Annotated in this window: 25 protein-coding genes, 2 pseudogenes and 1 riboswitch; of the genes and pseudogenes, 18 read left to right on the top strand and 9 right to left on the bottom strand. The window is 71.0% G+C overall.

Features of this window, described 5'->3' with window-relative positions:
- Positions 1–107: 107 nt before the first annotated feature.
- Positions 108–1,136: a hypothetical protein gene (locus O2L01_RS03850; RefSeq protein ID WP_270120531.1), complete on the bottom strand. Its 1,029-nt coding sequence runs from the start codon at positions 1,134–1,136 to the stop codon at positions 108–110.
- A gap of 124 nt (positions 1,137–1,260) precedes the next feature.
- Complete coding sequence (locus O2L01_RS03845; protein WP_270120530.1) at positions 1,261–1,686, bottom strand: MarR family winged helix-turn-helix transcriptional regulator; 426 nt, start codon at positions 1,684–1,686, stop codon at positions 1,261–1,263.
- 86 nt (positions 1,687–1,772) lie between these two features.
- Between O2L01_RS03845 and O2L01_RS03840 the strand changes: the two genes are divergently transcribed.
- Positions 1,773–3,221, top strand: a complete 1,449-nt coding sequence (locus O2L01_RS03840; protein WP_270120529.1) for an MFS transporter — start codon at positions 1,773–1,775, stop codon at positions 3,219–3,221.
- Between the two features lie 83 nt (positions 3,222–3,304).
- Here O2L01_RS03840 and O2L01_RS03835 read toward each other — a convergent pair whose 3' ends face one another.
- From O2L01_RS03835 to O2L01_RS03825, 3 genes are read right to left on the bottom strand one after another with little or no spacing between them, the layout of a single operon-like run.
- Entirely contained in the window at positions 3,305–5,803 is a 2,499-nt protein-coding gene (locus O2L01_RS03835) for an FtsX-like permease family protein (RefSeq protein ID WP_270120527.1), read from the bottom strand.
- 3 nt (positions 5,804–5,806) lie between these two features.
- Positions 5,807–6,568 (bottom strand): ABC transporter ATP-binding protein, encoded by a 762-nt coding sequence (locus O2L01_RS03830; protein WP_374727670.1) that lies wholly within the window; start codon positions 6,566–6,568, stop codon positions 5,807–5,809.
- A 2-nt stretch (positions 6,569–6,570) separates the two neighbouring features.
- Positions 6,571–6,798, bottom strand: a complete 228-nt coding sequence (locus tag O2L01_RS03825) for a hypothetical protein (protein WP_270120525.1) — start codon at positions 6,796–6,798, stop codon at positions 6,571–6,573.
- A gap of 190 nt (positions 6,799–6,988) precedes the next feature.
- Between O2L01_RS03825 and O2L01_RS03820 the strand changes: the two genes are divergently transcribed.
- Both O2L01_RS03820 and O2L01_RS03815 read left to right on the top strand, forming a co-directional pair.
- On the top strand, positions 6,989–8,296 hold the full coding sequence (locus O2L01_RS03820) for a sensor histidine kinase (protein WP_270120524.1): 1,308 nt from the start codon (positions 6,989–6,991) through the stop codon (positions 8,294–8,296).
- Positions 8,284–8,931, top strand: a complete 648-nt coding sequence (locus O2L01_RS03815; RefSeq protein WP_270120523.1) for a response regulator transcription factor — start codon at positions 8,284–8,286, stop codon at positions 8,929–8,931. Before O2L01_RS03820 ends, O2L01_RS03815 begins: the two co-directional genes overlap by 13 nt.
- Positions 8,932–9,277: 346 nt before the next feature.
- Here O2L01_RS03815 and O2L01_RS03810 read toward each other — a convergent pair whose 3' ends face one another.
- Entirely contained in the window at positions 9,278–9,715 is a 438-nt protein-coding gene (locus O2L01_RS03810) for a thermonuclease family protein (protein ID WP_270120522.1), read from the bottom strand.
- Here O2L01_RS03810 and O2L01_RS25630 point away from each other — a divergent pair.
- From O2L01_RS25630 to O2L01_RS03755, 11 genes and pseudogenes are all read left to right on the top strand, one after another.
- Positions 9,714–11,069 (top strand): annotated as a pseudogene (locus O2L01_RS25630) (cell division protein PerM); the annotation flags it as partial. The gene O2L01_RS03810 and the pseudogene O2L01_RS25630 sit on opposite strands and share 2 nt — an antisense overlap.
- A 172-nt stretch (positions 11,070–11,241) precedes the next feature.
- Positions 11,242–11,865, top strand: a complete 624-nt coding sequence (gene purN, locus O2L01_RS03800) for a phosphoribosylglycinamide formyltransferase (protein WP_270120520.1) — start codon at positions 11,242–11,244, stop codon at positions 11,863–11,865.
- Positions 11,866–11,920: 55 nt separating this feature from the next.
- Positions 11,921–12,412: pseudogene (locus tag O2L01_RS03795) on the top strand (VanZ family protein); the annotation flags it as partial.
- Positions 12,413–12,493: 81 nt separating this feature from the next.
- Positions 12,494–12,657, top strand: a riboswitch (ZMP/ZTP riboswitch).
- A gap of 26 nt (positions 12,658–12,683) precedes the next feature.
- Complete coding sequence (gene purH, locus O2L01_RS03790; protein WP_270120517.1) at positions 12,684–14,261, top strand: bifunctional phosphoribosylaminoimidazolecarboxamide formyltransferase/IMP cyclohydrolase; 1,578 nt, start codon at positions 12,684–12,686, stop codon at positions 14,259–14,261.
- 140 nt (positions 14,262–14,401) lie between these two features.
- On the top strand, positions 14,402–14,860 hold the full coding sequence (locus O2L01_RS03785) for a hypothetical protein (protein ID WP_270120516.1): 459 nt from the start codon (positions 14,402–14,404) through the stop codon (positions 14,858–14,860).
- Between the two features lie 364 nt (positions 14,861–15,224).
- Positions 15,225–15,605, top strand: coding sequence for a TFIIB-type zinc ribbon-containing protein (locus tag O2L01_RS03780; protein ID WP_270120515.1), 381 nt, complete (start codon positions 15,225–15,227; stop codon positions 15,603–15,605).
- A gap of 215 nt (positions 15,606–15,820) precedes the next feature.
- Positions 15,821–16,264: a YbaB/EbfC family nucleoid-associated protein gene (locus O2L01_RS03775; RefSeq protein WP_270120514.1), complete on the top strand. Its 444-nt coding sequence runs from the start codon at positions 15,821–15,823 to the stop codon at positions 16,262–16,264.
- Entirely contained in the window at positions 16,264–16,596 is a 333-nt protein-coding gene (locus O2L01_RS03770; RefSeq protein WP_270120513.1) for a hypothetical protein, read from the top strand. The genes O2L01_RS03775 and O2L01_RS03770 overlap by 1 nt, the downstream gene beginning before the upstream one ends.
- Entirely contained in the window at positions 16,596–17,090 is a 495-nt protein-coding gene (locus O2L01_RS03765) for a hypothetical protein (protein WP_270120512.1), read from the top strand. Before O2L01_RS03770 ends, O2L01_RS03765 begins: the two co-directional genes overlap by 1 nt.
- Positions 17,091–17,138: 48 nt before the next feature.
- A complete protein-coding gene (locus tag O2L01_RS03760) occupies positions 17,139–17,672 on the top strand; it encodes a hypothetical protein (RefSeq protein ID WP_270120511.1) in 534 nt (177 codons plus the stop codon).
- Between the two features lie 96 nt (positions 17,673–17,768).
- On the top strand, positions 17,769–18,251 hold the full coding sequence (locus O2L01_RS03755) for a hypothetical protein (protein ID WP_270120510.1): 483 nt from the start codon (positions 17,769–17,771) through the stop codon (positions 18,249–18,251).
- 61 nt (positions 18,252–18,312) lie between these two features.
- Here O2L01_RS03755 and O2L01_RS03750 read toward each other — a convergent pair whose 3' ends face one another.
- On the bottom strand, positions 18,313–18,882 hold the full coding sequence (locus O2L01_RS03750; protein WP_270120509.1) for a 2'-5' RNA ligase family protein: 570 nt from the start codon (positions 18,880–18,882) through the stop codon (positions 18,313–18,315).
- Positions 18,882–19,898 carry a tryptophan--tRNA ligase gene (trpS, locus tag O2L01_RS03745; protein ID WP_270120508.1) on the bottom strand — a complete coding sequence of 339 codons (1,017 nt, stop codon included), beginning with the start codon at positions 19,896–19,898 and terminating at the stop codon, positions 18,882–18,884. The genes O2L01_RS03750 and trpS overlap by 1 nt, the downstream gene beginning before the upstream one ends.
- A 119-nt stretch (positions 19,899–20,017) precedes the next feature.
- Here trpS and O2L01_RS03740 point away from each other — a divergent pair, with 119 nt between their 5' ends.
- The 4 genes from O2L01_RS03740 to galK are packed head-to-tail and all read left to right on the top strand — an operon-like array spanning position 20,018 to position 24,030.
- Positions 20,018–20,842 carry a DeoR/GlpR family DNA-binding transcription regulator gene (locus O2L01_RS03740; protein ID WP_270120507.1) on the top strand — a complete coding sequence of 275 codons (825 nt, stop codon included), beginning with the start codon at positions 20,018–20,020 and terminating at the stop codon, positions 20,840–20,842.
- Positions 20,839–21,933 carry a galactose-1-phosphate uridylyltransferase gene (gene galT / locus O2L01_RS03735; protein WP_270120506.1) on the top strand — a complete coding sequence of 365 codons (1,095 nt, stop codon included), beginning with the start codon at positions 20,839–20,841 and terminating at the stop codon, positions 21,931–21,933. The genes O2L01_RS03740 and galT overlap by 4 nt, the downstream gene beginning before the upstream one ends.
- On the top strand, positions 21,930–22,901 hold the full coding sequence (gene galE / locus O2L01_RS03730; protein ID WP_270120505.1) for a UDP-glucose 4-epimerase GalE: 972 nt from the start codon (positions 21,930–21,932) through the stop codon (positions 22,899–22,901). Before galT ends, galE begins: the two co-directional genes overlap by 4 nt.
- Positions 22,888–24,030: a galactokinase gene (galK, locus tag O2L01_RS03725; RefSeq protein WP_270120504.1), complete on the top strand. Its 1,143-nt coding sequence runs from the start codon at positions 22,888–22,890 to the stop codon at positions 24,028–24,030. Before galE ends, galK begins: the two co-directional genes overlap by 14 nt.
- On the opposite strand, the gene O2L01_RS03720 is transcribed toward galK, so the two are convergent.
- Positions 24,023–24,652, bottom strand: a complete 630-nt coding sequence (locus tag O2L01_RS03720) for a hypothetical protein (protein ID WP_270120502.1) — start codon at positions 24,650–24,652, stop codon at positions 24,023–24,025. The genes galK and O2L01_RS03720 overlap by 8 nt on opposite strands.
- Between the last annotated feature and the right edge of the window lie 132 nt (positions 24,653–24,784).

The following is a 24,784-nucleotide window of genomic DNA, read 5'->3' as shown; positions in this document are numbered from 1 at the left end:
CGCCCCCTCGGCGCCGCCCCGCCCCCCCGGCCTCCTGCCGCCCCCGCGGCCCCCCGCGGCCGTTGCTTACGAGTGAGCTTAGTCGCGACCGGCGTGAGGCGGAAGGCCTAACCGCCGTAGGGGGCCTGCGGCGGCTGCTGACCCTGCTGGCCGTAGCCCGGAGGCGGCGGCGGGTACGCGCCCGGCTGCTGCTGGGGCTGCTGCGGACCGGGCTGGCCGTAGCCGGCGGGCGGCTGCTGGCCGTACGGCTGCTGCGGGTACCCCGCCGGCGGGTAGCCGCCGGCCATGGCCGGGGCGCCCTTGATGTAGTCCTTGACGGCCTGGTCCTTGAAGTAGATGAAGGACGCGTAGCCCAGGGTGCCGGCGAGGATGAGGCTCTGGATGAGCGAGACCGCGCCGGCAGCCGGCACGAGCGCCATGGTCGCGAACGACGTGAAGAGCCCGATGATCGAGAACCCCGCGCCGATCATGATGAAGACGATGCCGGTCATGCGCAGGCCGCCCGAGGTGATCGCGCCCTTCGGCAGGAACCAGCCGTACGCGCCCCACACGAGGGCGAGCAGGATGCCGACCACCGAGAAGCCCGCGCCGAGCGGGTACATCGCGATGGAGACGATGTTGGCGAGCACGCCCACGCCCGCGGCGATGAGCACCATCAGGCCGATGCGCTTGATGCCGTCGGGCGCTTCACCCTGCGGCACACCCGGTTGCGGCTGCGGGAAGCCGGGCTGCTGCTGGGGCGGCGGGCCCGGGAACGGCTGCGGCTGCTGGCCGTACGGCTGCTGCGGCTGCGGGATCGGGCCGCTGCCGAGCGGGTTCTGCTGCGGGGGCTGCGAAGCCGGCTGGAAGCCGGTCTGCGAACCGCCCTGCTGCGGCATGACCGTGGTCTCCGCGAAGGAGGCGACGTTCGGGTCCGCCGGACCGGTCGGGTTGCCGAGCGGCGACGGCGGCGGCGGCGGAGTCGAGGCGCCCGCGGGGGCGCCTCCCTGCCGCTGGATCTTCATCGTGCGGTCGAGACCGGACTCGTCGGCCGGCGCCGGCGCGGGTGCGCCGCCCGCCGGGCCTGCGGCGCCGGGCTTCAGCTTGAAGGTGCCGCCGTCCTCGTCGTCAGGTCGTTCGTTCTCTGGGGGAGTCATTGCATCCACGCTCCACGGGCCGGATCGGTTGTGACTGCTCTCGCCTTCACCATACCGACCGAGGCTGAAGGCCGGGGAAACCCGTCCAGCCCGGAGCGTGATCGTCACGCGCCCACAGGGATCGCTACGAGCAGGACGCCGCCCGCTCAGAAGCGCCCGTGTCCGTCAGGTGCTTGACGAGCACCGCCCGGTGCGTCGGCTTGGCCGCCTCGAACCGCTCGCGGCCCGAAGGGGTGAGCATGAGGAAGTTGGCGCGGCGGTCGAAGTCGCACGCGGCGCGCGTCACGAGCCCCGCCTTCTCCAAGCGGGTGACGGTGCGGGACAAGGCGCTCTGACTGAGGTACATCTCGGCCTCGATGTCCTTCATCTTCGCCTTCCCCTCTGCCTGGTCGCCGCACGTGCGGCCCAGGATCAGCAGCACCTCGAACTCGCTCAGCCCCAGCTCGTGGCGGGACTGCAGCTCGTTCTCGAGCTCGCAGGACGTGTTGTGGTACACGCGGAGTGTTTCAGACCACTTGGCGCATACGTCGACTTCAGATTCAGCCTCCATGACCAGGAGATTACCATGTCAAGACATTTAATGTCCACTCATTAGATGCGTTGACATCCAATGCGCGTGCATGTATGGTTCTCGGCATGACGATCACCGAAACCCAACCCCGCACCGACGACACCACCCCCGGCACCCCCGATCCCGAACCACATGCCCCGAGCAGATGGGGACCCAAGCTCTGGGCGGTCCTCTTCGTCGCCGGCCTCGCGATGTTCCTGGACGCGCTCGACGTCTCCATGGTCGGCGTCGCGCTCCCCTCCATCGGCGCCGAACTCGGCCTCGAGACCAGCTCGCTGCAGTGGATCGTCAACGGCTACATCCTCGGCTACGGCGGGCTCCTCCTCCTGGGCGGACGCATGGCCGACCTGCTCGGACGCCGCAAGGTCTTCCTGAGCGCACTCGTCGTCTTCGGCGTCGCCTCCCTCGTCGGCGGCCTCGTCGACCACGAGGGCCTGCTCATCGCCTCGCGCATCGTCAAGGGCGTCGCCGCCGCGTTCACCGCCCCGGCCGCGCTCTCGATCATCACCACCACCTTCAAGGAAGGCCACGACCGCAACAAGGCGCTGTCCTTCTTCACCGTCTTCGGCGCCACCGGCTACGCCTCGGGCCTCATCGTCTCGGGCGTGCTCACCGGCATCGACTGGCGACTGACGTTCTACGTGCCCACGGTCCTCGTGGTCGGCGTGATCATCCTGGCCTTCTTCGTGGTCCCCAAGAGCGAAGGCGAGCACGGCCGCATCGACTTCGGCGGCGCCGCGCTCCTCACCGGCGGCATGCTCGCCGCGGTCTACACCATCGTCACGGTCCCTGAGACCGGCTTCACGCCCGTCACCATCGCCACCACGGCCGCCGCCGTCGTCCTCATCGCCTCGTTCCTGGTGGTGGAGAACAAGATCCGCGAGCCGTTGATCCGGCTCGGCATCCTGAGGGTCAAGTCGATCGTGCGGGCGAACCTCGCCGCGATGGCGATCTTCGGCTCCTACATCTCCTTCCAGACGATCGTGTCCCTGTACCTGCAGAACACGCTCGAATGGGGCCCGCTCCAGATGGCGCTCGCGCTGGCTCCCACCGGTGTCATCGTCGCGATCCTGTCCCCGCAGGCCGGCAAGGTCATCGACCGCTTCGGCACCACCCCTATGATCATCGCCTCGATGACCTCGTTCGTCCTCGGCTACCTCTGGTTCATCCTCCGCGCCGGCGACCCGACCCCCGCGTACTTCGTGGACTACCTGCCCGCGTTCCTGCTGCTGGGCCTCGGCTTCGCCATCGGCTTCTCGGCCACCATGGTGCAGGCCACCGAAGGCATCGCGGACGACGAGCAGGGCCTGGCCTCCGGCCTCGTCCAGACCTCCGGCCAGATCGGCGGCGCGGTCGTCCTGGCCATCGCCACCGGCCTGATCTCCGGCGGCGTCGCCACGAACCTCGACCAGTACCGCCCCGGCCTCTACCTCGTCACGGTCGTCGCGATCGTCGGCCTGGTCGCCAGCGCCACCGCGCTGCTGGGCCGCCGCGCGGCCATCGAAGCCGCCTAACTCCATAAGCACCGTCAACACCCACACACCGTGGGGGCCACCGATCTCGGTGGCCCCCACGGTGTTTCCCGGTTCCCTGGATTTCAGTCGACGGCCGCCAGCAGCATCGTCGGCGGCACCTGCAATGCCTGGCGGGTGGGGATCGCGACGGCGGCGTACGCGATGAAGGTGGTGATCACGGCGACCGCGGGGATCACCCACAGCGGGCCCTGCGGCCACGGCCGCCCCATGAAGCCGATGCCCAGCAAGGACATCGGGAGCACGGAGATGAGCAGGCCCGCGCCGACGGCGATCGCGGCGGTGATCGCGGCCTCCCGGCGGACCATGTGGCGGATCTGGTGCGGGGTCGCGCCGATGACGCGCAGCGCCGCGAACTCGCCGCGCCGCCTGGTGGTGGCGGCGGCGAGGCTGTTGCCGACGCCGAGGAGCACGTACCCGGTCATGGCGAACATGACCAGGAGGTTGATCCACTGGTCGGGGCTGAACCCGGTGGGGGCGCGCAGCGCGGTGTCGCCCGCGGCGGCGCTCACGCCCGGTTGCGTTGCGGCCCAGGCGGTCGCGGCCTCGGTGTCGCCGTCGACGAGGACGGTGTCGTAGAGGCGCGGTCCGCTGTGCGCGGCGAGGAGGTCGGTGGAGGCGATGAGCCCGCCGAACCCGAAGCCGCGTTCGTAGACGGCGACGACGGCGGCTTCGGCGGTCGCGCCGTCGGCGAGCACGAGTTCGAGCCGGTCGCCGACGCCCACGTCCCAGAGGCCCGCGGTGGCGGTGCTGACGGCGACGGTGTCGCCGCGCAGGTCGGCGAGGCTGCCTTCCGTGACGCCGGGGTCGATGACGCGGTCGGCGCCGGGCCCGAGCGCGAGCGTCGGGGTGACCTCGGCTTCGGTGTCGCCCATGACGTCGTACTCGCGGATCACGGTGGTCGCGACGAGCGGCACGGCGGCGTCGACGCCGTTCTGCGTGGCGAGGTCGGCGATGTCGTCGGCGGTGACCGGGCCGGTGACGGTGGCGTCCGCGGCGGTCCCGGCCGCGAGTTCCCCGGCGATGGTCCGCGAGAGCGTGGTCTGGCTGTACAGCTGGGTGGTCGTGAGCCCGATGGCGAGCGCCAGGACCGTGACCTGCCCGGCGGTGCGCAGCGAGAACGCGTGGCTGTTGTTGACCGCCAACCAGATCGGCGCGGGCGTGGCCCCGGTGAGGCGCTTGCGGACGACGCCCGTGACGCCGCGGACGATCACCGGTCCGGCCAGGGCCAAGCCGATGACGGCCATCATCGTCGCGGTGGCGGCTGAGATGAACGCGGCCTCGTTGCGCACGAACAGCGGCAGCGCCGACTGCGCGAGCGCGATGCCCAGCAGGGCGAAACCGGCGACGGTGCGGCCCGCGCCGGGGCGGCGCGGTTCGGCGCGGGACTCGGCGACGGCTTCGGTCGCGGACATCTTCGAGGCCCGCCGGGAGGCGCCGCGCGCCGCGAGCTGGACGGTGACGAGCAGCAGGACCGCGGCGGCGACGCCGCTGATCGGGCTGAGCGCCAAGGGAAGCGAGTTCGGGACGATCCCGGCTTCGGTGAGGACCGCGATGAAGCGTTCCGCGACGACGTAGCCGAGGGCGACGCCGGGAACGAGCGCGACGAGCGCCGCGGCGCTGGCCTGCGTGGCGATGAGCCGCCGGACTTGGCGCGGGGTGGCGCCGACGGCGCGCAGGAGCGCGAGGTCGCGGCGCTGGTTGGCGACCGAGACGGAGAGCGCGCCGGCGGTGATGAAGCCGACGAGGAGCACGACGGTGCCGCTGAGGGCCCCGGCGAGGGCGATGAGTTCGGCGAGGGCGGTGCCGCCCGCGATGGTCTCGGCGTCGCCGATCGCGTCGCCGGTGATCACGTTGACGCCTCGGCCCGCAAGGGCTTCGCGGAGGTCCGCGGCGACGGTGTCGAGGTCGCCGTCGACGGTGACGGCGATGAGGTCGACCCCGCCGCCGGGATGCGCGGCGAGCGCGGTCGCGGTCGCGGGGTCGAAGTGGACGCCGGGCGCGTCGACGAGGCCGGTGACGGCGTAGTCGCCGGTGTCGGACGCGGTGGTCACGGTGACCGTGTCGCCGACCGCGAGGTCCTGCGCTGCGGCCGTCTCGGTGTCGAGCGCGAGCTCGCCGGGCCCGTCCGGGGCCTCGCCGTCCACAGGGTCTGTGGACGAGGTCTGCCAGTTGTGGCCTTCGAGCGTCGAGCCGCCGAGGTCGACCGTGAAGGAGAGGTCAGGGACGGCCGAGGCGACGCCCGGCACGGCCGCGGCCTGCGCCGCGAGGTCGGCCGGGACGGGCACGCGCTCGCCGAACGGCAGGTCGGGGTTCTCGGGCAGCGGGTAGGCCTGGTCGGCCGCGATGATGAGATCGGCGGCGGCGAGCCGGTCGGCGGGCAGGTGTGAGGACACGCCGGTCTCGGCGAGGACCGCCGTGGCGGTCACCATCGCCGCCCCGCCCATGACGGCGCAGGCGACGGCGATGAGGCCGCCGATCCGCTTGCGGGCCATCGAGAGTGAGGGGCCGAGCATCGGGAAGGCGGGCGAGGCCTTCCGGGGTTCGCGTCGAGTGGTCGGCACGGTTCAGCGCTTCCGCAACCCGGCCAGGAGCGCCGCGAGGTCTTCGGCGCCGGCGCCGGGCAGGTAGTGCTCGATGCGGCCGTCCGCGACCACGGCCGTCGCGTGCGCGCGGGCCGCCGCGGCCGGGTCGTGGGTGACCATGACCACGGTCTGTCCCGAGTCGTCCACGAGCTCGCGCAGCAGGTCGAGCACCTCGGCGGCGGTGTCCAGGTCGAGCGCCCCCGTCGGCTCGTCCGCGAACACCACCTCCGGGCGCGCCGCCAGCGAACGCGCGATCGCCGCCCGCTGCTGCTGGCCGCCCGAGAGCTCCCCGGGCCGGCGGTGCAGCAGATGCGCGATGCCCACGCGCTCAACGAGGTCCAGGAGCCAGCGGCGGTCCGCCGGCGTCCCGGCGAGGCGCAGCGGCAGCGTCAGGTTCTCCTCCACCGTCAACGACGGCAGCAGGTTGTACGACTGGAACACGAACCCGATCCGGCTGCGCCGCAACCGGGTCCGCTGGTTCTCGCCGAGCTTCGCGATCGCGGTCCCGCCGATCAGCACCTCCCCGGAGGTCGGCGTGTCGAGCCCGGCCGCGCAGTGCAGCAGCGTCGACTTCCCCGACCCCGAAGGGCCCATGATCGCGAGGAACGAGCCGCGCCGCACCTCCAGCGAGACCCGGTCGAGTGCGTGGTGCGCCCCGTCGTACGTCTTGGTGACCTCGCGCAGCAGCAGCGCCGGCGGGCGGCCCGTGTCGGTGCGCAGGTCGGGGCGAGGGGCGGTGAGCATGCTCATCGGCGTCCCCGCATCTTCACGGCCCGCACGATGAGCGCGATGCCGCAGGCCACGGCGACCGCCCCGAACGGGACGGCCACGAGCGGCAGCCCCACGGCCTGCAGGCCGGTGTTGAGGACGGCGCCGGCGACGACGCCGATCCACAGCACGACGGTCATGATCGTGAAGTGCCCGACCGCCTGCTGTTGCGGCGGCGTCTCGGTGATGCGGTACTGGTCGTTCATGATGGTTCCCCCCAACGGGATCGGTTGAGGAGAACGCTATGGCGAAACGGCCTCCCGCCCAATGCGGCTGGCTTGCCGATCGCAGGTGGGGCCTGGTGCAGGCCCGGTGGTACAGCCAGCTCTACCGACGATCCGGGCGGCGCCGGGTAGCTTTCAGAGTCGACCGGACGACCTGGGAAAGGGGGCGTGGATGATCCGCGAGCGGATGCGGCGGGCCAAGGCCTGGATCGACGCGCAGGTGCGCCCCGAAGGCGAGGCCGCGGACCTGTGGGCGCTGCTCCTCGCGGCCCTGCGCGCCACCGGGTACGGCATCGTCGGCGCCGGCTTCGCGTTCCTCGCGCTGTACACGATCCCCCTGCTCCTGCTCACCACCGTGCTCGCGTTCCTCGGCATCGGCCGGTTCCTCATCCGCCCCATGGCCCGCTGGGTGCGCACCGTCGCGGGGCTCGAACGCGCCCGCCTGCGCCGCCTCGGCCACGAGGTCAAGACCCCCTACCTCGGGCCCTACATCGACACGCCGCGCACGTTCCGCGAGCTCAGGGCCGACCCGAGCGTGCGCCGCGACCTCACCTGGCTCGCCATCCACGGCACCTGGGGCCTCATCCTCGGCGCGCTGCTCCTCCAGATGCCCTTCACCGCCGTCCACGACGTCACCTACCCGCTGTGGTGGGTCTTCGCCCCCGACTCCGAGCAGAACATCCTCAACGGCCTGGTCTCCGCCGACACCGCGACCGCCGCGCTCCTCGGCTGCGCGACCGGCGTTGCCGTGTTCGCCCTCTGGATCCTCTACGGCACCAAGATCCTCGACCTCCAGGCCCGCCCCGGCGTCGCGTTCCTCGGCCCCGACCCCGGCATGGACCTCTCCGAGAAGGTCGCGCGCCTCACCGCCACCCGCGCCGCCGCCCTCGACGCGCACGCCGTCGAACTGCGCCGCATCGAACGGGCCCTGCACGACGGCGCGCAGAACCGCATCGTCGGCGTCAACGTCCTCATCGGCGCGGCCCGCCGCGAGATCGAACGCGACCCGAAACGCGCCGACCAGATCCTCGAACGCGCCCAGGACACCGTCGAAGGCGCGCTCGCCGAACTGCGCGCCGTCGTCCGCTCGATCCTCCCGCCCGTCCTCGAGGACCGCGGCCTCGCCGGAGCGCTCAGCGCGCTGGCCTCCGACTGCGCGGTGCCGTGCACGCTCGAGGTCGACGTGGAGGGCCGCTGCCCGGCGAGCGTCGAGGCCACCGCGTACTTCGTGGTCGCCGAGTCCCTGACGAACGTGGCCAAGCACTCCCGTGCGTCCAGTGCCTCGGTGGAGGTGCGGCGCAAGGGGAATACGCTCACGGTCACCGTGTCCGACGACGGCCGCGGCGGCGCCGACGCCGCCGGAGGCTCCGGCCTCGCGGGCATCGCGCGGCGCGTCGAAGCGCTCGACGGGACCGTGGCCGTCCAGAGCCCCGCCGGCGGGCCGACCGAGATCAGAGTGGAGCTGCCATGCGGATCGTGATCGCCGAGGACGACTTCCTCCTGCGCGAGGGCCTGAACCTCGTCCTCCAAGGCGAGGGCTTCGAGGTCGTCGCCACCGTCGGCGGGCCCGAGGAGTTCCTCGCCGCCGTCGAGGAGCACCGGCCCGAGATCGCGGTCGTGGACGTGCGGATGCCGCCGACCCACACCGATGAGGGCATCAAAGCGGCCGTCGCCGCCCGCCGCGCCCACCCGGGCCTCGCGGTCCTCGTCCTCTCCGCCTACGTGGAGCAGAGCTTCGCCACGGACCTCCTCGCGGACGGCGCGCGCAGCGTCGGCTACCTCCTGAAGGAACGCGTCGGCCGCGTCGACGCCTTCGTCGAGGCGCTCCACCGTGTCGCCAAGGGCGGCACCGCGATCGACCCCGAGGTCGTGGCCCAGCTGTTCGCGCAGCGCCGCGCCGACGACCCGATCGAGCGGTTGACGCCGCGCGAGAAGGAGGTCCTCTCGGTCATGGCCGAAGGCCTCGGCAACCAGGCGATCGCCCAGCGCCTCTTCATCACCGAGAACGCCGTCCACAAGCACATCCGCAACATCTTCCTCAAGCTCGACCTCACCCCGGACGACCAGACCGACCGCCGCGTCGCCGCCGTCCTCCACTATCTCGAACGCGCCTGACCAGGCCGTACCGACCACGGGCGACTCGGTGACTTCATGGGCGCATTGGAGTTCGATGAGATCGAAAGCCTGGATCGAGCGCTGCTGCTCAAGCTCGGCCTGTCCTGACCGGGGGCCGGCGGCTGCGCATTCGTTGTCATAGCGCTGTTCTCCGGGGGCACGCCGCTCGACCACGTGCGGGTGTTCCTCGTCGCGTCGCTCGTCGGCGGCATCATCGCGGCGGCGGTGCAGCCGTGGCTGTACGCCCGCGACCGTCGGAGTGCAGGAGCCGGCGACCTCCGAAGCCTGACGAACGCGAACGCGGGCGCTCCCTTTCCTCAAGGGAGCGCCCGCGTTCGCGCGTGCGTCAGTCGTGGGCCTTGGAGGCCCACATGCCGCGCCGCTCGGCCTTCGCCAGCTTCTCCGCCTTGCGCAGCGTGTCGCCGATGACGAGTTCCTGGTGGCGCAGGATGTACGTGTGCGCCATGCCCTCCGCGACCGCGAGGACCGCGTAGTTCATGCCGTTCTCCATGACCACGTGCATGAGGAGGCGGTCGTACTGGTCGTAGGCCGGGTCGCCCGGGTCGGTGAAGAGGTGCACGGTGCGGCCCTCGAGCTTGTTGCGCGCGTAGACCTTCGCCTCGGCGCCCCAGTCCTCCTCCTCGCGGAAGCCGCCGGACTCGGGGGAGTTGATCCCCATGATGCGCACGCGGACCTTCTCGCCGTCGATGACCGCGCGGAACGTGTCCCCGTCGACCACGTCGACCACGTCGACCGTCGCGTAGAAGTCGCCCGGACCTTCCATGTGCTGCCTCCTCCCGGCCGGCCCCAGTAGCCGGACGTTCGATTGCCATCCTCGCATTCCGAAGCCGTGGACGGGAACCGTCCTCCACGTGCCCGGCTGTGACAGACTGGTCGGCGTGGAGCGACGACCGAACCGACGCCCTGGCAGAGCAGGGTCCGCACAGCGGGACACCGTGCCGATCGACGGCTCGCAAGCGTCGCCGAAGGGGCGCATCAGCGACCCCCGCCGCGCGGACGGTGCGGCCGTGGACGCCCCGCCGCGCGGCCGCACGGCCCCCACCGAAGTCGTCGACACCGCCGCATACGCCAAGCGCACCAGGCCGAAACGCCCGCGAGCGCTCTTCGCGTCCGCGCTCGCCACGACCGTCTGGGCCGCCACGGTGGTCTTCACGCCGATCCTCGTGATCGTCATCCTCGGCTGGTGGCAGGCCGGCGCCGAAGGGTCCGTCGCCTCCGTCGCGGCCGCCGCCGGGATCGCCTGGCTCTCCGGGCACGGCGTGCCCGTCGACATCGGACCGCTCCACCTCAGCGTCGCCCCGCTCGCACTGACCCTGGTCGTGTTCTGGCGGCTCGCCAAGGCCGCCGCCGGGACCACCCGCGCCATCGGCGGCCGCGACGCCGCCGCCGTGCGCGCCGCCGCGGGACTCATCACGATCCTCTACACCGGACTCGTCGCCGGCGCGGCAGCCCTCTCCACCACCGGGCCTTTCGAAGTCGACCTGGTGACGGCGCTGCTGCACGCCGTGCCGCTCATCGTCGCCGCCACCGCGTTCGGCTCCGCCCGCGAAGCCGGGGTCCTCCCGTGGGACGCCGCCTCGGTGTGGATGCGGCGCGGCCTGCGCACCGGCATGATCACCGCCGGGGCGCTCCTCGCCTGCGGCGCCGCCGCGACCGGCGCCGCGATCGCGGTGCGGGGCCCGGTCGTCGCGGACACCTTGGGGCTCTACGGATCCGAGTCCTGGATCGTCGCGGTCCTCAGCCTGCTCTACCTGCCCAACTGCGCCGTCTGGGCCGCCGCGTACATCACCGGGCCCGGCTTCGCCGTCGGCGCGGGCACCGCCGTCCAGGCCTCCATGGTCGAACTCGGGCCGCTCCCGGCCTTCCCCGTCTTCGCGGCCGTCCCCGGCGGGCCGCTGCCCTCCTACGCGACCATCCTCATCGGACTCCCGCTGATGCTCGCGGCCGTCTTCGGCGTCATCCTCACCTACCGCTCCCCGGACCTGCGCGTCCCGCGCGTCACCACCGCCGGGATCGTCGCCGCCGGGACCGCCGCGGCCGTCCTCGGCGTCCTCTCCTATCTCTCCGGGGGCGCGGCCGGGGCGAACCTCATGGCCGACCTCGGGCCGGACCCGCTCGCGGTCGCCGGCATCGCCGCCGTCCAGTTCCTCATCGGCCTCGTCGGCGCGGCCCTCATCGCCCGCCTCTTCGCCGTCCACCGCCGCGCCGCCGAGGCCGAGCTGGTGCGGAGGGACACGGTGGTCATCCCCGAACCCGCGCCGAACCGCGACGACGCGTTACCGTACTCACGTGACCACTGCGCACGCTGCCCCGAAGCGACTCGTCGTCCTCGTCTCCGGCTCCGGCTCGAACCTCCAGGCCCTCATCGACGCCTGCGCCGACCCCGCCTACGGGGCCGAAGTCGTGGCCGTCGGCGCCGACCGGGACGGCACCTACGGCGCCGAACGCGCCGAGAAGGCCGGCATCCCCCAATTCGTTCACCGCGTCAAGGACTACCCCGACCGCGACGCCTGGGACCAGGCCCTCACCGAGGACGTCGCCTCCTACGAGCCCGACCTCGTCGTCTCCGCCGGGTTCCTCAAGCTCTGCGGCCCCCGCTTCCTCGCGGCCTTCCCCGGCCGCTACATCAACACCCACAACTCGCTGCTCCCGGCCTTCCCCGGCATGAACGGCCCGGGCGAAGCCCTCGCCGCCGGCGTCAAACTCGCGGGCGCGACCCTCTTCATCTGCGACGCGGGCGTCGACACCGGCCCGATCATCGCCCAGTGCGCGGTCCCGGTCGAGGACGACGACACCGTCGACACCCTCACCGAGCGCATCAAGGAAGCCGAACGCGCCCAGCTCGTCGCCTCCGTCGGCCGCATGGTCCGCGACGGCTGGAAGGTCGAAGGCACCCGGGTCCGCCTCGGCTGACCTGCACCGCTGATCGCCCTGGGCGAGCGGGCCGGGCTCGGCTAGGGTTCCGGGCATGACCCCTCCGCTTTCGATCAACGCGCTCGAGACGACGACCGTCCTGGCCTCGATCGCGCTGGTGCCGTTGGGGTTGCTCACCGCCTGGCTCCTCGCGTCCGTCCGGACCGGGCGCGGCGTCCCGCGCCGTTCCGCCTGGCGGTACTCCGTCGCGGAGGTCGGCGCCGTCGCCGGGACCTTGCCGTGGCTGTTCCTCGTGCTCACGCCGCGAGGCGGGGACGGCGGGCTGCAGCTCGTCCCGTTCGCCGACCTGCTCGAACTCGCCGGCGCGGACCCCCGCACGATCGTCGAGCAGCTGGTCGGGAACCTCCTGCTGTGCTTCCTCGCCGGGGTCTTCGTCCCGCTGCGCTTCCGCGTCGGGCTCCTCGCGGTGTTCCTCGGCGGGGCCGCGGGCGCGGCGCTGGTCGAGGCCGCGCAGTTCGCGTTCGGGACCGGCCGGGTCGCGTCGATCGACGACGTCCTGCTGAACGCCCTGGGCGCGCTGCTCGGCGCCCTCGCGTCCCGCCGCTGGTGGCGGTCCTCACCGGCGCGTTCGGTCGCGGAGGCGGACAGCGGAGCGGCCGTGTTACGCTCGGCTGGTCGCGACTGGCGAGTGACGTCTTTCGAGGTTTCCCGTGGCACGGACCGGGCAGCTCGTTGTTGAGGGGGGACCTTCTGAGACGTTCGCAGGTGGAGCACCACCAGGGAGCGGCACTGCTGAACCTGTTACTGCGGTCGAACGCCTGGGCCGCAGTCATTAGACCATCAGGAGCAGTGCATTCATGTCCGAGCGGAAGCGCATTCAGCGAGCCCTCATCTCAGTGTTCGACAAGACCGGCATCGTCGAACTCGCCGCAGACCTCCACAAGGCGGGCGTCCAGCTCGTCTCGACCGGCTCGACCGCCGCGCGGATCGCCGAGGCCGGGATCCCCGTCACCAAGGTCGAAGACCTCACGGGCTTCCCCGAGATCCTCGACGACCGCGTGAAGACCCTCCACCCGAAGGTCCACGCCGGGATGCTCGCGGACGTGCGCCGCGAATCCCACCGCCAGCAGCTCGACGAGCTCGGCATCGAGGCGTTCGACCTGTTCGTGGGCAACCTCTACCCGTTCCAGGACACCGTCGCCTCCGGCGCGGGCTTCGACGACATCGTCGAGAAGATCGACGTCGGCGGGCCCTCCATGACCCGCGGCGCCGCCAAGAACCACGCGAACGTCGCGGTCGTCGTCGACCCCGCCGACTACGACCTCGTGCGCACCGCCGCCGTCGAGGGCACCACCGCCGCCGAGCGGCTCCGCCTGGCCGCCAAGGCCTTCGCGCACCTCGCGACCTACGACGCGGCCGTCGCCACCTGGCTCTCTCAACAAATTGACGGCTCCGCAGGCTCCGCCGAAGCGGGGCAGTCCACTGAGGACGCACTGCCGGACTTCCAGGCCGTCCCGATGACGAAGCTCGCGGACCTCCGCTACGGCGAGAACCCGCACCAGGCCGCCGCCGTCTACGCCGCGCCGGGCGCGGCCGGGCTCGCGCAGGCCGAGCAGCTGCACGGCAAGGCCATGAGCTTCAACAACTACACCGACGCGGACGCCGCCTGGCGCGCCGCGCACGACTTCACCGAGCCGTGCGTCGCGATCATCAAGCACGCCAACCCGTGCGGCATCGCCGTCGGCGACTCGATCGCCGCCGCGCACCGCGCCGCCCACGAATGCGACCCGGTGAGCGCCTTCGGCGGCGTCATCGCCGCCAACGGCGAGATCGACGCGCAGGCCGCCGCGCAGATCGCCGAGATCTTCACCGAGGTCGTCGTCGCGCCGTCGTTCACCGAGGAAGCGCTGACGATCCTCTCGGCGAAGAAGAACATCCGCCTGCTCCGCGCCCCCGAATGGGTCCCGGCCGAGCTCGAGCTCAAGCCGATCTCCGGCGGCGTGCTCGCGCAGCGCCCCGACCGCATCGACGCCGGCGGCGACGACCCGGCCAACTGGACCCTCGCCACGGGCGATGCCGCCGACGACGCGACCCTCGCCGACCTCGCCTTCGCTTGGCGCGCCGTGCGTTCGGTGAAGTCGAACGCGATCCTGCTCGCCTCCGGCGGCGCCTCGGTCGGTGTCGGCATGGGCCAGGTCAACCGCGTCGACTCCGCGAAGCTCGCGGTCGAGCGCGCCGGCGAGCGGGCGGCCGGCTCGGTCGCCTCCTCCGACGCGTTCTTCCCGTTCGCCGACGGCCTCCAGATCCTCATCGACGGCGGCGTCAAGGCCGTCGTGCAGCCGGGCGGATCGGTCCGCGACGAAGAGGTCATCGCCGCGGCCAAGGAAGCCGGGATCACGATGTACCTGACCGGAACGCGGCACTTCACGCACTAGTCGCGCGCGCAGCACGCGCCAGTGACCTGCAACTCGTTGGCGGGCAAGGAATTACCACGATTCCCTGCCCGCCTGCGGCATCTTCGCCGACGGTAGCGGGCGTACGGGAAGGGAGAACCTTCGTACAGAAAGGCGTTCCCATGCGCAGAAGAGCGTTCGCCGCGGCCTCGGCCACCGCCCTCGCAGGAGTCGTCGGCGGCCTGGCCACCGCGTCCTCGGCCTCCGCCGACAACGGCTTCCCGGCCCAGCCGGCCGCCAGTCCGGACCTTCACGCGACCCAGACGCCGGTCGTCACCAACACGTACGGCCCGGGCGGCGAGGTCCACTACGACGTCGAACCCGTGAACCTGGTCCTGGGCGAGTTCAGCACCGGCGCCCAGCTCGAATGGGTCCAGTGGGGCCCCGATGTCGCCATCGCGACCGGGACCCTCCGGGGCCGGTGGATCGAGAACGAGGAGGGCCGGTACGACGGCGTCACGGTCACCCTCTTCAACGTCCAGGACGGCCACTTCACCGAGTGGTGGGCGACCGGCCCGTTCGAGCAGCCCGAGTACACGATGGACCGCACGCACGGGTACCTCCCCGGCTTCCTCGGCTAGTGCCCGGCCGGCCGCCGGGGCTTCCGGCGGCCGGCCCTCCCGCTCAGGCAGCCCAGGTCACGCAGGCGCACGTACCCGCCCGTCGCCCGCACCGTCGACACACGCCCGCCGACCGGCAGTCTCGCCGCAGGCGGTGAACGCCGCGCAGCGATGAGCGCCACCGTCATTCGTTGCACGCCATTTCAATTGCATTGGCGGGGAATGCCCGCATCAGGACGACGCCCGCATGCACTCCGAGCCGCCGTCGACCGCCGGACGCGATTCGTCGGGTTTCTTCCGCGAAGCCCCCCACCTGAGAGAACTCACAGGTGGAGAGCCCGGTTGTGGTTGGGCATCCAAGCGCGATTCACGATAGGTTGTTGTCATGATGCAGATGATCTGTCCGAAATGTCAGAACCCGATGCACCAGTACGAACGCAACGGCGTGGTCGTAGAGCAGTGCTCCGAATGCAAGGGCATCTTCCTCGACCGCGGCGAGCTCGAGCACTTGATGAAGTTCGAGCAGTCGTTCAACGCGGGTCCCGGTGCTCCCGTCGCCGCCGCGCCCGCCGGCCCGCCCCCGCGCGATCCCCGCTACGACGACCGCCGCCACGATGACCGCCGCCACGACGACCGTCGCTTCGACGACCGCCGTTACGACGACGACCACCGCCGGGACCACCACGGCGACCACCACCGCAAGGACGACTACTACTACAAGAAGAAGAAGCGCAAGAGCGTCTTCGAAGACCTCTTCGACTTCTGACCCGAAGCGGCACAGTGAAAGGACCGAGCGGCACGCCGCCCGGTCCCTGCCGTCTCCCCCTTCGCCGTCCTCTCCGGGGGCCGCTCCCGAGGTCCGCCACGCTGCGGTTTCGCCTGCCGCGCTTACACGTCCGCGGGCTTCGTGCTGCGGGCGTTTCGAGCGGAGCTCGGGTATCTTTTGACTGGTTACCCCACCGGCACAGGACTGGAGATGCGATGGCTGCGGGTTATCCGGACACGAACGCGATCAGCGAGATGCTCGGCCAGGCGATCGAGGCTGCGAAGGAAGGCCAACGCGCCCAAGAGGACGCGGCGGGCCAGACCGTGGAGAAAGAGGCCGCCAACGGGCAGGTCCGCGCCACCGCGACGCTCGCCGGCAACGTCACCGTCCAGATCGTCGACCCCCGGGCGATCCGGCTCGGCGCCGAAGTGCTCGGCGAGGAGATCACGAAGGCGGTCAACGAGGCGCTGACCGCGGCCCGTGAGCAGGCCGGCCTGCCGGGCGCCATCGACCTCGGCGGTCTCGCGGAGAAGGCCGAGGAGATCCAGAAGCAGTCCGTGGCGCAGTTGCGCTCGTTCATGACGAGCCTCACCGAGGCCCACACCAGGGTCATCCAGTCCACTGACGACGGCCGCGATGTCGATGAGGAGCGCCGCTGATGAGCCAGTTGGACATCGACCCGGAGGGCCTGGATTCCTCCGGCTCGCAGATCGAAGGGGTCGCCGAGCGCTTCTTCAGCGCGCTCGAGCAGTTCAGCGCCAAGATCGAGGGATTCAGCGACGCCTCCGGCGGCGATGAGATCGGAGGACTCATCGGGATGGCCCACCAAGAGGTGTTCGCCGCCGCCCAGGAGTGCTTCACCGAAGCGGCCCAGTCGATCGCCGACGCGGGATACGACCTGCGCGATTTCGCCAAGCAGCACACCGACGTCGACGACGAGATCGCGGCGATCTTCGCGAAGCTGGAATCCGACCTCGGCGGGGGTGCCTGATGGCGCTCATGCTGCCGAGCGAACTGGCGTCGCTGCTGGGCATCCTGGGTTTCGACTGGCCGGAGTCGAATGAGGACGCGCTCATGGAGGTCGGGCAGGCCTGGCTCGACTTCGGGCAGGAGCTCGGCGACATCGCGGAGGAGGCGACGGGCGGGGCCGCCTCCGCCTGGACCGCCCAGATCGGCAAGGACATCGACGCGTTCAAGACCTGGTGGGAGTCCGAGGACGGCCCGCAGCACATCATGAACTCGGGCTCGATCGGCGCGATGATCGCCGGGGCCGGCATGATGGTCTGCTCGGTGATCGTCCTCGTTCTGAAGGTCGCGGTCATCGCGCAGCTCATCTGGCTGGCGGTGCAGATCGCCCTCGCGATCGCCGAAGCGGCCGTGACGTTCGGCGCCTCGCTGCTCCAGATTCCCATCGTGCAGCAGTTGATCCGCACGATCGTCGGCAACCTCTTCCAGGAAGCCGTCTTCAAACTCCTCGAAGCGTAACGGCAGGGCAGAACATTGGCTACCTCTCGCACTGCGAGGAACAACATCGTGCGCGCCGCGATCGGCAAGTTCGTGCGCTCGACCAAGCGACGCAATCGCGGCCGGCCCGGCGTGAACCGGCGCCCCGGACCGCACAGCACCAATACGACTCCGGCGGAGACCATCAATCCGCTGACCAACAAGAACAAGTTGCGCAAGGACCCGCCCCCGGTCTACAACGGCGGTTCCTACAAGGACTTGAAAGGGTCGGACGGGAAGAACATTCCCGGAACGCAGATCAACCACATTCCGCCCTGCGACACGATGAAGCAGATTCCGGGCTGGAAGTACGACGCCGGCGGTGCCATGCAAATGGACTACATCGACCACCGCGCCGTGCACAGCACGGGCAGTGCCGCGGACTCGCTGCTCCACCGCGCCCACCAGAACCAGCTCGTCGCCAACGGGCAGATCAGGGACGCGATCGCGCTCGACATCCAGGACATCACGCGCCGCTTCCCCGGCAAGTACGACGATTCGCTCCGGGAGATGATCGACAAGTGCTATCCCGAATACGGCGACCTCAAGGACATGCTGAATTAAGGACGCCGGCGCGGCGCCGCGATTCGGTGATTCTGATTGGGGCGCACGGAATTCGCGATCATATGGGAGAAACGACGCACGTGATAGGATCGGCCCATGTTTGAGTTTCCCATTCGACTGATTCCCGGAGTCGGCATCGACGGCGCCCACTTCGGTGAGCCCCGCAGTGCTCACCGGGAATCGCTCGGCGATTTCGACAGCTTCAGGCGCGGGAATCCCGAGGTGCTCGTCGACATTTATGTGCCGAGCATGGTCACGCTCGAATACGACGAGAACGACAATCTCAAGTACCTCCAGATCGCCAACAACCAGGCCCAGGTCTACTGGGAGGACGTGCAGCTCTCCGACGAGCCGGTCGAGCAGGTGCGGGCGGCGATGCGGGCCCGGGGCCACGAGCCGGTGACCGTCGTCAACGTGGACTTCTATCCGAAGCTCGGTCTCCGTCTCGGTGTGGAGTGGACCGACTTGGGCGGCCCGAACGAGGACCGCGAAGGCGAGCTCGTCCGCGAGATCAGCCTCATCAAGGAGGAGACGGAGCTCGCGGAGCTGCAGCGCAAGATCCGCGAGATGGGCGCCTGAGCCGCTGACGCGACGAGAACGAATCGAGGGGCCGACGCCCGGCGTCGGCCCCTTCCTCGTCTCATGCGCGCGACAGCGGGAACGTCGCCTTCGGGGTCCACGGGATCGGGGCTCCGGCCAGGGTCTCCCCGGTCCACGCCCCCGGGCTCGGGTGCGTGTAGAGCGTGAAGGCCTCGACGCGGAACTTCGCCTCGAAGCCGGACATGCTGGTGAACGCCGCGTCGAGCGCGGCGTGCGGCACGTTCTGCGCGATCGTGATGTGCGGGTGGTACGGGAACGAGCGCTCGCGCTGCGTCGGGCCGGTGCGGATCGCCGACTCGAGCTGCTCGCAGACGGCGATGCCCTCGGCGACCGCCACGAAGACCACGTCGGTGACCGGCCGGAAGGACCCGGTGCCGCGCAGGTGCAGGTCGAACACCGGGCAGGCCGCGGCGACCGCCGCGAGGTGCGCCTTGAACGCGTCCAGGGCGGCGGCCGGGATCTCGGTGGGGCCCAGCAGGGTCAGGTGGGCGGGGACGATGCCCCCGAGGGGGTCGCCGGAGGCGATGCGGGCGTCGTCGAGGACCTCGCGCCACGGCGAGGGCACGGGGATGGCGACGCCGACGGTGACGGCCCGGGCGGGGCGGTCCACTAAAGCGCCACCGGCGGGTAGAAGCCGACCTTCTTGTAGGCCTTGGTGATCGTGCGGGCGGCGAGGTGGCGGGCCTTCTCGGCGCCGGCGGTGAGGATGCGGTCGAGCTCGGCCTTGTCGGCCAGGAACTCCTTGGTGCGGGCGGCGATCGGGCCGAGCCTGTCCGCCACGACCTCGGCGAGGTCGCCCTTGAAGTCGCCGTAGCCCTTCCCGGCGTACTCGGCCTCGAGCTTCTCGATGCTGGTGTTGCCGAGGGCGGTGTAGATGTTCATCAGGTTCGACACCCCCGCCTTGTGCTCGGGGTCGTAGCGGACCTCGGCCTCGGAGTCGGTGACGGCGCTCTTGATCTTCTTGCGCATCTGGTTCGGCTCGTCGAGGAGGTAGAGGCACCCGCGCGGGGACGTGGAGGACTTCGACATCTTCTTCTCGGGCTCGGCGAGGTCCTTGATCGTCGCGGTCTCCTTGACGATGTAGGGCTCGGGCACGACGAACGTCTGGCCGTACGTGGTGTTGAACCGGCCCGCGAGGTCGCGGGAGAGCTCGAGGTGCTGGCGCTGGTCCTCGCCGACGGGGACCTGGTCGGTCTGGTACAGCAGGATGTCCGCGGCCATGAGGATCGGGTAGGTGAAGAGCCCCACCGTTGTGCGTTCTTGTTTGGCCGACTTGTCCTTGAACTGGGTCATGCGCGACGCTTCGCCCATACCGGTCTCGGTGCCGAGGATCCACGCCAGCATCGCGTGCTCGGGCACCTGGGACTGGATGAACAGGGTGCACCGCTCGGGGTCGACGCCCAGTGCCAGGAGTTGAGCGGCGCTCACGCGTGAGCGCTGGTGCAATACCTTTGGGTCGTGATCGACGGTGATCGCGTGTTGGTCGACGACGCAGTACAGCGCGTCCGTGGAGTCCTGCATCGCCACCCACTGCCGCAGCGCGCCCAGGTAGTTCCCAAGGTGGAAGGAGTCCGAGGTGGGCTGGATCCCCGAGAAGACGCGGGGTTTGCGGTCGGCAGTGCTCATGGACCGATTCTGACATCCGGGCGGAGAAGGCGGCCACCCGGTATTGCGGCCCCGCCGATCCTGATGTTTAATTGTGTTGGATCTTGAGCTTTATGGCTCTCGAAACATGAGGAGGCGGCATGCTGGCGCAGCAGCGACAGAGCCGGATCGCCGAACGCGTCCACCGGACCGGCGCGGTCCGAGTGGCGGAACTGGTCGAGGAGTTCGGCGTGTCCGACATGACCATCCGCCGCGACCTCGAGACCCTCGCCGACCGCGGCCTCGTCGCCAAGGTCCACGGCGGCGCGACCGCCGTCGACTTCGGCTCCACCACCGAACCCGGCTTCGCCGTCAAGCAGGTCCGCCAGGAAGCCGAGAAGCAGGCCATCGCCGACGCCGCCGCGACCCTCGTCGGCCCCGGCCAGGCCATCGCCCTCTCCGCCGGCACCACGACCTGGACCCTCGCCCACAAGCTCACCGACGTCCCCGACCTCACGGTGGTCACGAACTCGGTCCCCGTCGCCGACGTCTTCTACCGCGCCGGGCGCACCGACCAGACCGTCATCCTCACCGGCGGCGTCCGCACCCCCTCCGACGCGCTCGTCGGGCCCTTCGCCGTCGCCTCCCTCGAGCGGGTGAACGTCGACACCGTCTTCCTCGGCGTCCACGGCATGTCCCTCCGCGCCGGGTTCACCACCCCGAACCTCCTCGAAGCCGAGACCGTCGCCCACCTCGCCTCCAAGGGCCGCCGCCTCGTGGTCGTCGCCGACCACACGAAGTTCGACGTCGTCGGCATCGCCACGATCGCGTCCCTCGACGACGCCGACGTCATCGTCACCGATTCCCTCCTCGACGAGGAGGCCCGGCGCCAACTGCGCGAACACGTCGACCAGGTCGTGCTCGCACCGGTCCCGGCGGCCGCACCCGGCCCCGGAAAGCAACGCACTACCGAGAAGAGACCATGAGCGCGTTCCACATGGAGTCCGGCAGCCTCGCCGACGGCCGCCAGATCCTCTACTACTCGACCGAGCCCGAAGCCGGCCGCGCCGGCTACGCCGACAAGCGCGACCTCGGCGAACGCGGCCGCGCCGGGCAGGTCCGCTACGACCGGCTCCGCGACGAATGGGTGGCCGTCTCGGCCGGGCGCTCCGCCCGCCCGCAGCTCCCCGTCGCCTGCCCGCTGTGCCCCTCCGAAGGGGACGAGCTCACCGAGATCCCCGCCCCGGACTACGAGGTCGCGGTCTTCGAGAACCGCTTCCCGAGCTTCGGGGGCTTCGACGAGCCCGGCCCGCTCGCCCCGACCGAGGTCGGACCTGAAATGGAGATCGCCGTCCCGGCCTCGGGCCGCTGCGAGGTCGTCTGCTTCTCCGACGACCACGACTCCGCGCTCGTCGACCTCAGCCCCGAACGCGTCGAGCTCGTCGTCAAGGCCCTCGCCCAGCGCACCGCCGAGCTCTCCGCGCGCGGCGACATCGCCCAGGTCTTCTGCTTCGAGAACCGCGGCGTCGAGATCGGCGTGACCCTCCACCACCCGCACGGCCAGATCTACGGCTACCCGTACGTCACCCCGCAGACCCGCAAGTTCCTCGCGGCCGCCAAGCGCCACAAGGAGACCACGGGCCGCGACCTCTACGAGGACATCCTCGAGTCGGAGTCGAACGGCCCGCGCGTCATCGCCGAGAACGAGCACTGGATCGCCTTCACGCCGTACGCGGCGCGCTGGCCCTTCGAGGTGCACGTCTACCCGAAGGAGCGCTTCGCCGACCTCGCCGAGCTGCCCGAGGAGCACATCGCCTCCTTCGCGCCGCTCTACCTCGAGGTCCTCAAGCGCTGCGACCTGGCGTTCCCGGGCGAGCCGATGCCGTACATGTCCGGCTGGCACCAGGCGCCCGTCGGCGAGGGCCGCGAATGGGGCCGCCTGCGCCTCGAGCTCGTCTCGATCCGCCGCGGCCCCGGCAAGGTCAAGTTCCTGGCGTCCTCGGAGTCCGTCATGGGCGGATGGGTCCACGACCTCGGCCCCGAGACGTCGGCAGACATTCTCAAAGGAGCACTGTGAAGTACCTCGTCACCGGCGGCGCCGGTTACATCGGCTCGATCGTCGCCACGATGCTGCTCGAGGCCGGCCACGAAGTGGTCGTGCTCGACAACTGCTCGACCGGCGCCGCCGAGCGCGTCCCCGCCGGGGCGACCTTGGTGCGCAAGGACATCCGCGACGCCCGCGAGGTCCTGGACGCGACCTTCGACGGGGTCCTGCACTTCGCGGGCCTCATCGCCGCCGGCGAGTCGATGGCGAAGCCGGACCTCTACTGGGAGGCCAACACGGCCGGCACGTTCGCGCTCCTCGACGCCATGCGCGAGGCGAACGTGAAGACCCTCGTGTTCTCCTCCACGGCCGCCGTCTACGGCAACCCGCTCGAGGTGCCCATCAAGGAAGACGCCGTCAAGGCCCCCACCTCCACGTACGGCGCCACGAAGCTCTCGAGCGACATGGCGATCGCCTCCGAGGTCACCGCCTACGGCCTCGCCGCGGTCTCCCTGCGCTACTTCAACGTCGTGGGCGCCTACCAGGACCAGGCCGGCGTGTGGCACGGCGAGAACCACGAGCCCGAGACGCACATCATCCCGATCGCGTTCGACGCCGCCGCCGGCAAGCGCGCGTCCTTCGGCCTCTTCGGCGAGGACTACCCGACCCCGGACGGCACCTGCATCCGCGACTACATCCACGTCGCCGACCTCGCCGAGGCGCACCTGCTGGCCCTCGCGGCCGCCGAGTCGGGCGAGCACAAGATCTACAACCTCGGCAACGGCAACGGCTTCTCCAACAAGGAGGTCGTGGCCACCGTCAAGCGCGTCACCGGGGTGGACTTCCCGGTGGAGATCGGGCCCCGCCGCCCCGGGGACCCGGCCGAACTCGTCGCCTCCTCGGAGCGCGCGAAGACCGAACTCGGCTGGAAGCCCAGCCGGGACAGCCTCGACCGCATGGTCGCCGACGCCTGGAAGTACTACCAGCATGCCCACTCCTGACCTGCACGCCGTCGAGCTCGCCGAGACCGCCGCGGCAGCCTTCCGCGAGGTGTTCGGCGCCGAGCCCGAAGGCCTCTGGGCCGCCCCCGGCCGCGTGAACCTCATCGGCGAGCACACCGACTACAACGAGGGCTTCGTGATGCCCTTCGCGCTGCCGTTCTACGCGGCGGTCGCGGTCGCCAAGTCGGAGACCTGGGAGTTCCACTCCACGTACGGCGAGGGCTCGACGGTCCGCGCCGACGCCCTCGAAGGGGTCGAAGGCTGGGCCGCCTACCTCGCCGGGACCGCCTGGGCGCTCAACGAGTCCGGCTACCCGGTCGGCCCGGTGCGCGTCGCCGTGCACTCGGACGTGCCGCACGGCGCGGGCCTCTCGTCCTCGGCCGCGCTCGAGTGCGCGGTCCTCATCGCGCTCGCGGACCTGTACGGCCACGAGATCGACCGGGCCGAGGCCGCGCGGATCGCGCAGAAGGCCGAGAACGAGTACGTGGGCGCGCCCACGGGCGTGCTCGACCAGTCGGCCTCGCTGCTGTGCACCGAAGGCAACGTCATGTTCCTCGACTGCCGGGACTTCTCGCGCGAGCAGGTGCCGTTCGACCTGGCCGCCGAGGACCTGGTGATGCTGGTGATCGACACGCAGGCCCCGCACCGGCACGTCGACGGCGAGTACGGCGCGCGCCGCGCCGACTGCGAGGAGGCGGCCCGCCGGCTCGGCGTCCCGTTCCTGCGCGACGCGCCGAAGGACGCGACGCTCGACGACGAGCGCCTGAACCGCCGCATGCGCCACATCCTCACCGAGAACGACCGCGTCCTCGAGACCGTGGCGATCCTCAAGCGCGGCAACGTGGCCGGGATCGGCGACCTGCTCACCGCCTCGCACGTCTCCCTACGCGACGACTACGAGGTCTCCTCGGTCGAGCTCGACTCGGCCGTGGACGCCGCACTCGGCGCGGGCGCCCTGGGCGCCCGCATGACCGGCGGCGGCTTCGGCGGCAGCGCCATCGCCCTCGTCGAAGCGGCCGCGGCCGCGAAAGTGGAGGCCGCAGTGGTCGAAGCCGCAGCGGACAAGGGCCTCCCGACCCCGCGCGTCTTCTTCGCCCGCGCCGCCGCGGGGGCGCACCGCGTCATCTGAGCAAGCGCGAACGGCCGGGCCCTTCGAGGCCCGGCCGTTCGCGTGCGCCGTCCGACGCGCACCATGCGCGCATGGCCGCGGTGCTCACGCCCATGATCGCGAGCACGTGGAGGGCGATGCCGAGGAGGCCGTGCCCGCTGCTCAGGACCGGGACGTCCGCACCCGGGAGCAGCGGGTCCGCGGCCAGGTACACGCAGAAGGTGATCGCTCCGGCCTCGAGCGCCACCACGCCTTTCCGGGCCCAGCCGCGCTGCCACCGCAGATGCAGTGCGAGCACCACGTGCAGCACCGTGGCCGTCCCGAGAGCGGCGCAGTAGCCCGCGCTGCGGGCGATCTGGTCGGACGGGACGTCCACTGAGGCCAGGTCGAAGGCCAGGATCGCCGCGGTGACGACGAAGCCGGCGCAGAGCGCGGTCGCGAGGAGCCACAGCACGGCCGTGACGAGCCTCCCTTCGAGCGGCATCGCCATGGGCGCGTAGTCGTCCTCTTCGGGCTCGACCTCGCCCGGCGCCGCGGCCTCGTACTCGTCCGGCCCGCCGTCGGGCGCGGCTTCGAAGGACGGCGCCGGTTCGGGAGCGCCGCTGTCGGGGGTGCCGCTGTCGGGAGGTGCGAGTTCGGGCATCGGATGCTCCTCGGGGGTGGGGTCCGATCAGGATATCGAGGCGGCCGCTCATCTGCGGTCCTCAGCTGTGACCGGGACCCCGGACGGGCCGCTCGCTCGAGCCCGGTCCCGCTCTCTGGAATACTCCGCGGC

This window comes from Glycomyces lechevalierae (assembly GCF_027622945.1).
Classification (GTDB): domain Bacteria; phylum Actinomycetota; class Actinomycetes; order Mycobacteriales; family Micromonosporaceae; genus Glycomyces; species Glycomyces rutgersensis.
The sequence above is the reverse complement of the archived record's forward strand: the minus strand, read 5'-3'. Positions and strand labels throughout refer to the sequence as shown.

Excerpts from the sequence above, each read along its gene's own strand:
- O2L01_RS03850 (WP_270120531.1), bottom strand. The coding sequence starts at position 1,136 with ATGACTCCCCCAGAGAACGAACGACCTGACGACGAGGACGGCGGCACC.
- O2L01_RS03845 (WP_270120530.1), bottom strand. The coding sequence starts at position 1,686 with ATGGAGGCTGAATCTGAAGTCGACGTATGCGCCAAGTGGTCTGAAACA.
- O2L01_RS03840 (WP_270120529.1), top strand. The coding sequence starts at position 1,773 with ATGACGATCACCGAAACCCAACCCCGCACCGACGACACCACCCCCGGC.
- O2L01_RS03830 (WP_374727670.1), bottom strand. The coding sequence starts at position 6,568 with ATGCTCACCGCCCCTCGCCCCGACCTGCGCACCGACACGGGCCGCCCG.
- O2L01_RS03825 (WP_270120525.1), bottom strand. The coding sequence starts at position 6,798 with ATGAACGACCAGTACCGCATCACCGAGACGCCGCCGCAACAGCAGGCG.
- O2L01_RS03820 (WP_270120524.1), top strand. The coding sequence starts at position 6,989 with ATGATCCGCGAGCGGATGCGGCGGGCCAAGGCCTGGATCGACGCGCAG.
- O2L01_RS03815 (WP_270120523.1), top strand. The coding sequence starts at position 8,284 with ATGCGGATCGTGATCGCCGAGGACGACTTCCTCCTGCGCGAGGGCCTG.
- O2L01_RS03810 (WP_270120522.1), bottom strand. The coding sequence starts at position 9,715 with ATGGAAGGTCCGGGCGACTTCTACGCGACGGTCGACGTGGTCGACGTG.
- purH (WP_270120517.1), top strand. The coding sequence starts at position 12,684 with ATGTCCGAGCGGAAGCGCATTCAGCGAGCCCTCATCTCAGTGTTCGAC.
- O2L01_RS03785 (WP_270120516.1), top strand. The coding sequence starts at position 14,402 with ATGCGCAGAAGAGCGTTCGCCGCGGCCTCGGCCACCGCCCTCGCAGGA.
- O2L01_RS03780 (WP_270120515.1), top strand. The coding sequence starts at position 15,225 with ATGATGCAGATGATCTGTCCGAAATGTCAGAACCCGATGCACCAGTAC.
- O2L01_RS03775 (WP_270120514.1), top strand. The coding sequence starts at position 15,821 with ATGGCTGCGGGTTATCCGGACACGAACGCGATCAGCGAGATGCTCGGC.
- O2L01_RS03770 (WP_270120513.1), top strand. The coding sequence starts at position 16,264 with ATGAGCCAGTTGGACATCGACCCGGAGGGCCTGGATTCCTCCGGCTCG.
- O2L01_RS03765 (WP_270120512.1), top strand. The coding sequence starts at position 16,596 with ATGGCGCTCATGCTGCCGAGCGAACTGGCGTCGCTGCTGGGCATCCTG.
- O2L01_RS03755 (WP_270120510.1), top strand. The coding sequence starts at position 17,769 with ATGTTTGAGTTTCCCATTCGACTGATTCCCGGAGTCGGCATCGACGGC.
- trpS (WP_270120508.1), bottom strand. The coding sequence starts at position 19,898 with ATGAGCACTGCCGACCGCAAACCCCGCGTCTTCTCGGGGATCCAGCCC.
- O2L01_RS03740 (WP_270120507.1), top strand. The coding sequence starts at position 20,018 with ATGCTGGCGCAGCAGCGACAGAGCCGGATCGCCGAACGCGTCCACCGG.
- galT (WP_270120506.1), top strand. The coding sequence starts at position 20,839 with ATGAGCGCGTTCCACATGGAGTCCGGCAGCCTCGCCGACGGCCGCCAG.
- galK (WP_270120504.1), top strand. The coding sequence starts at position 22,888 with ATGCCCACTCCTGACCTGCACGCCGTCGAGCTCGCCGAGACCGCCGCG.
- O2L01_RS03720 (WP_270120502.1), bottom strand. The coding sequence starts at position 24,652 with ATGCCCGAACTCGCACCTCCCGACAGCGGCACCCCCGACAGCGGCGCT.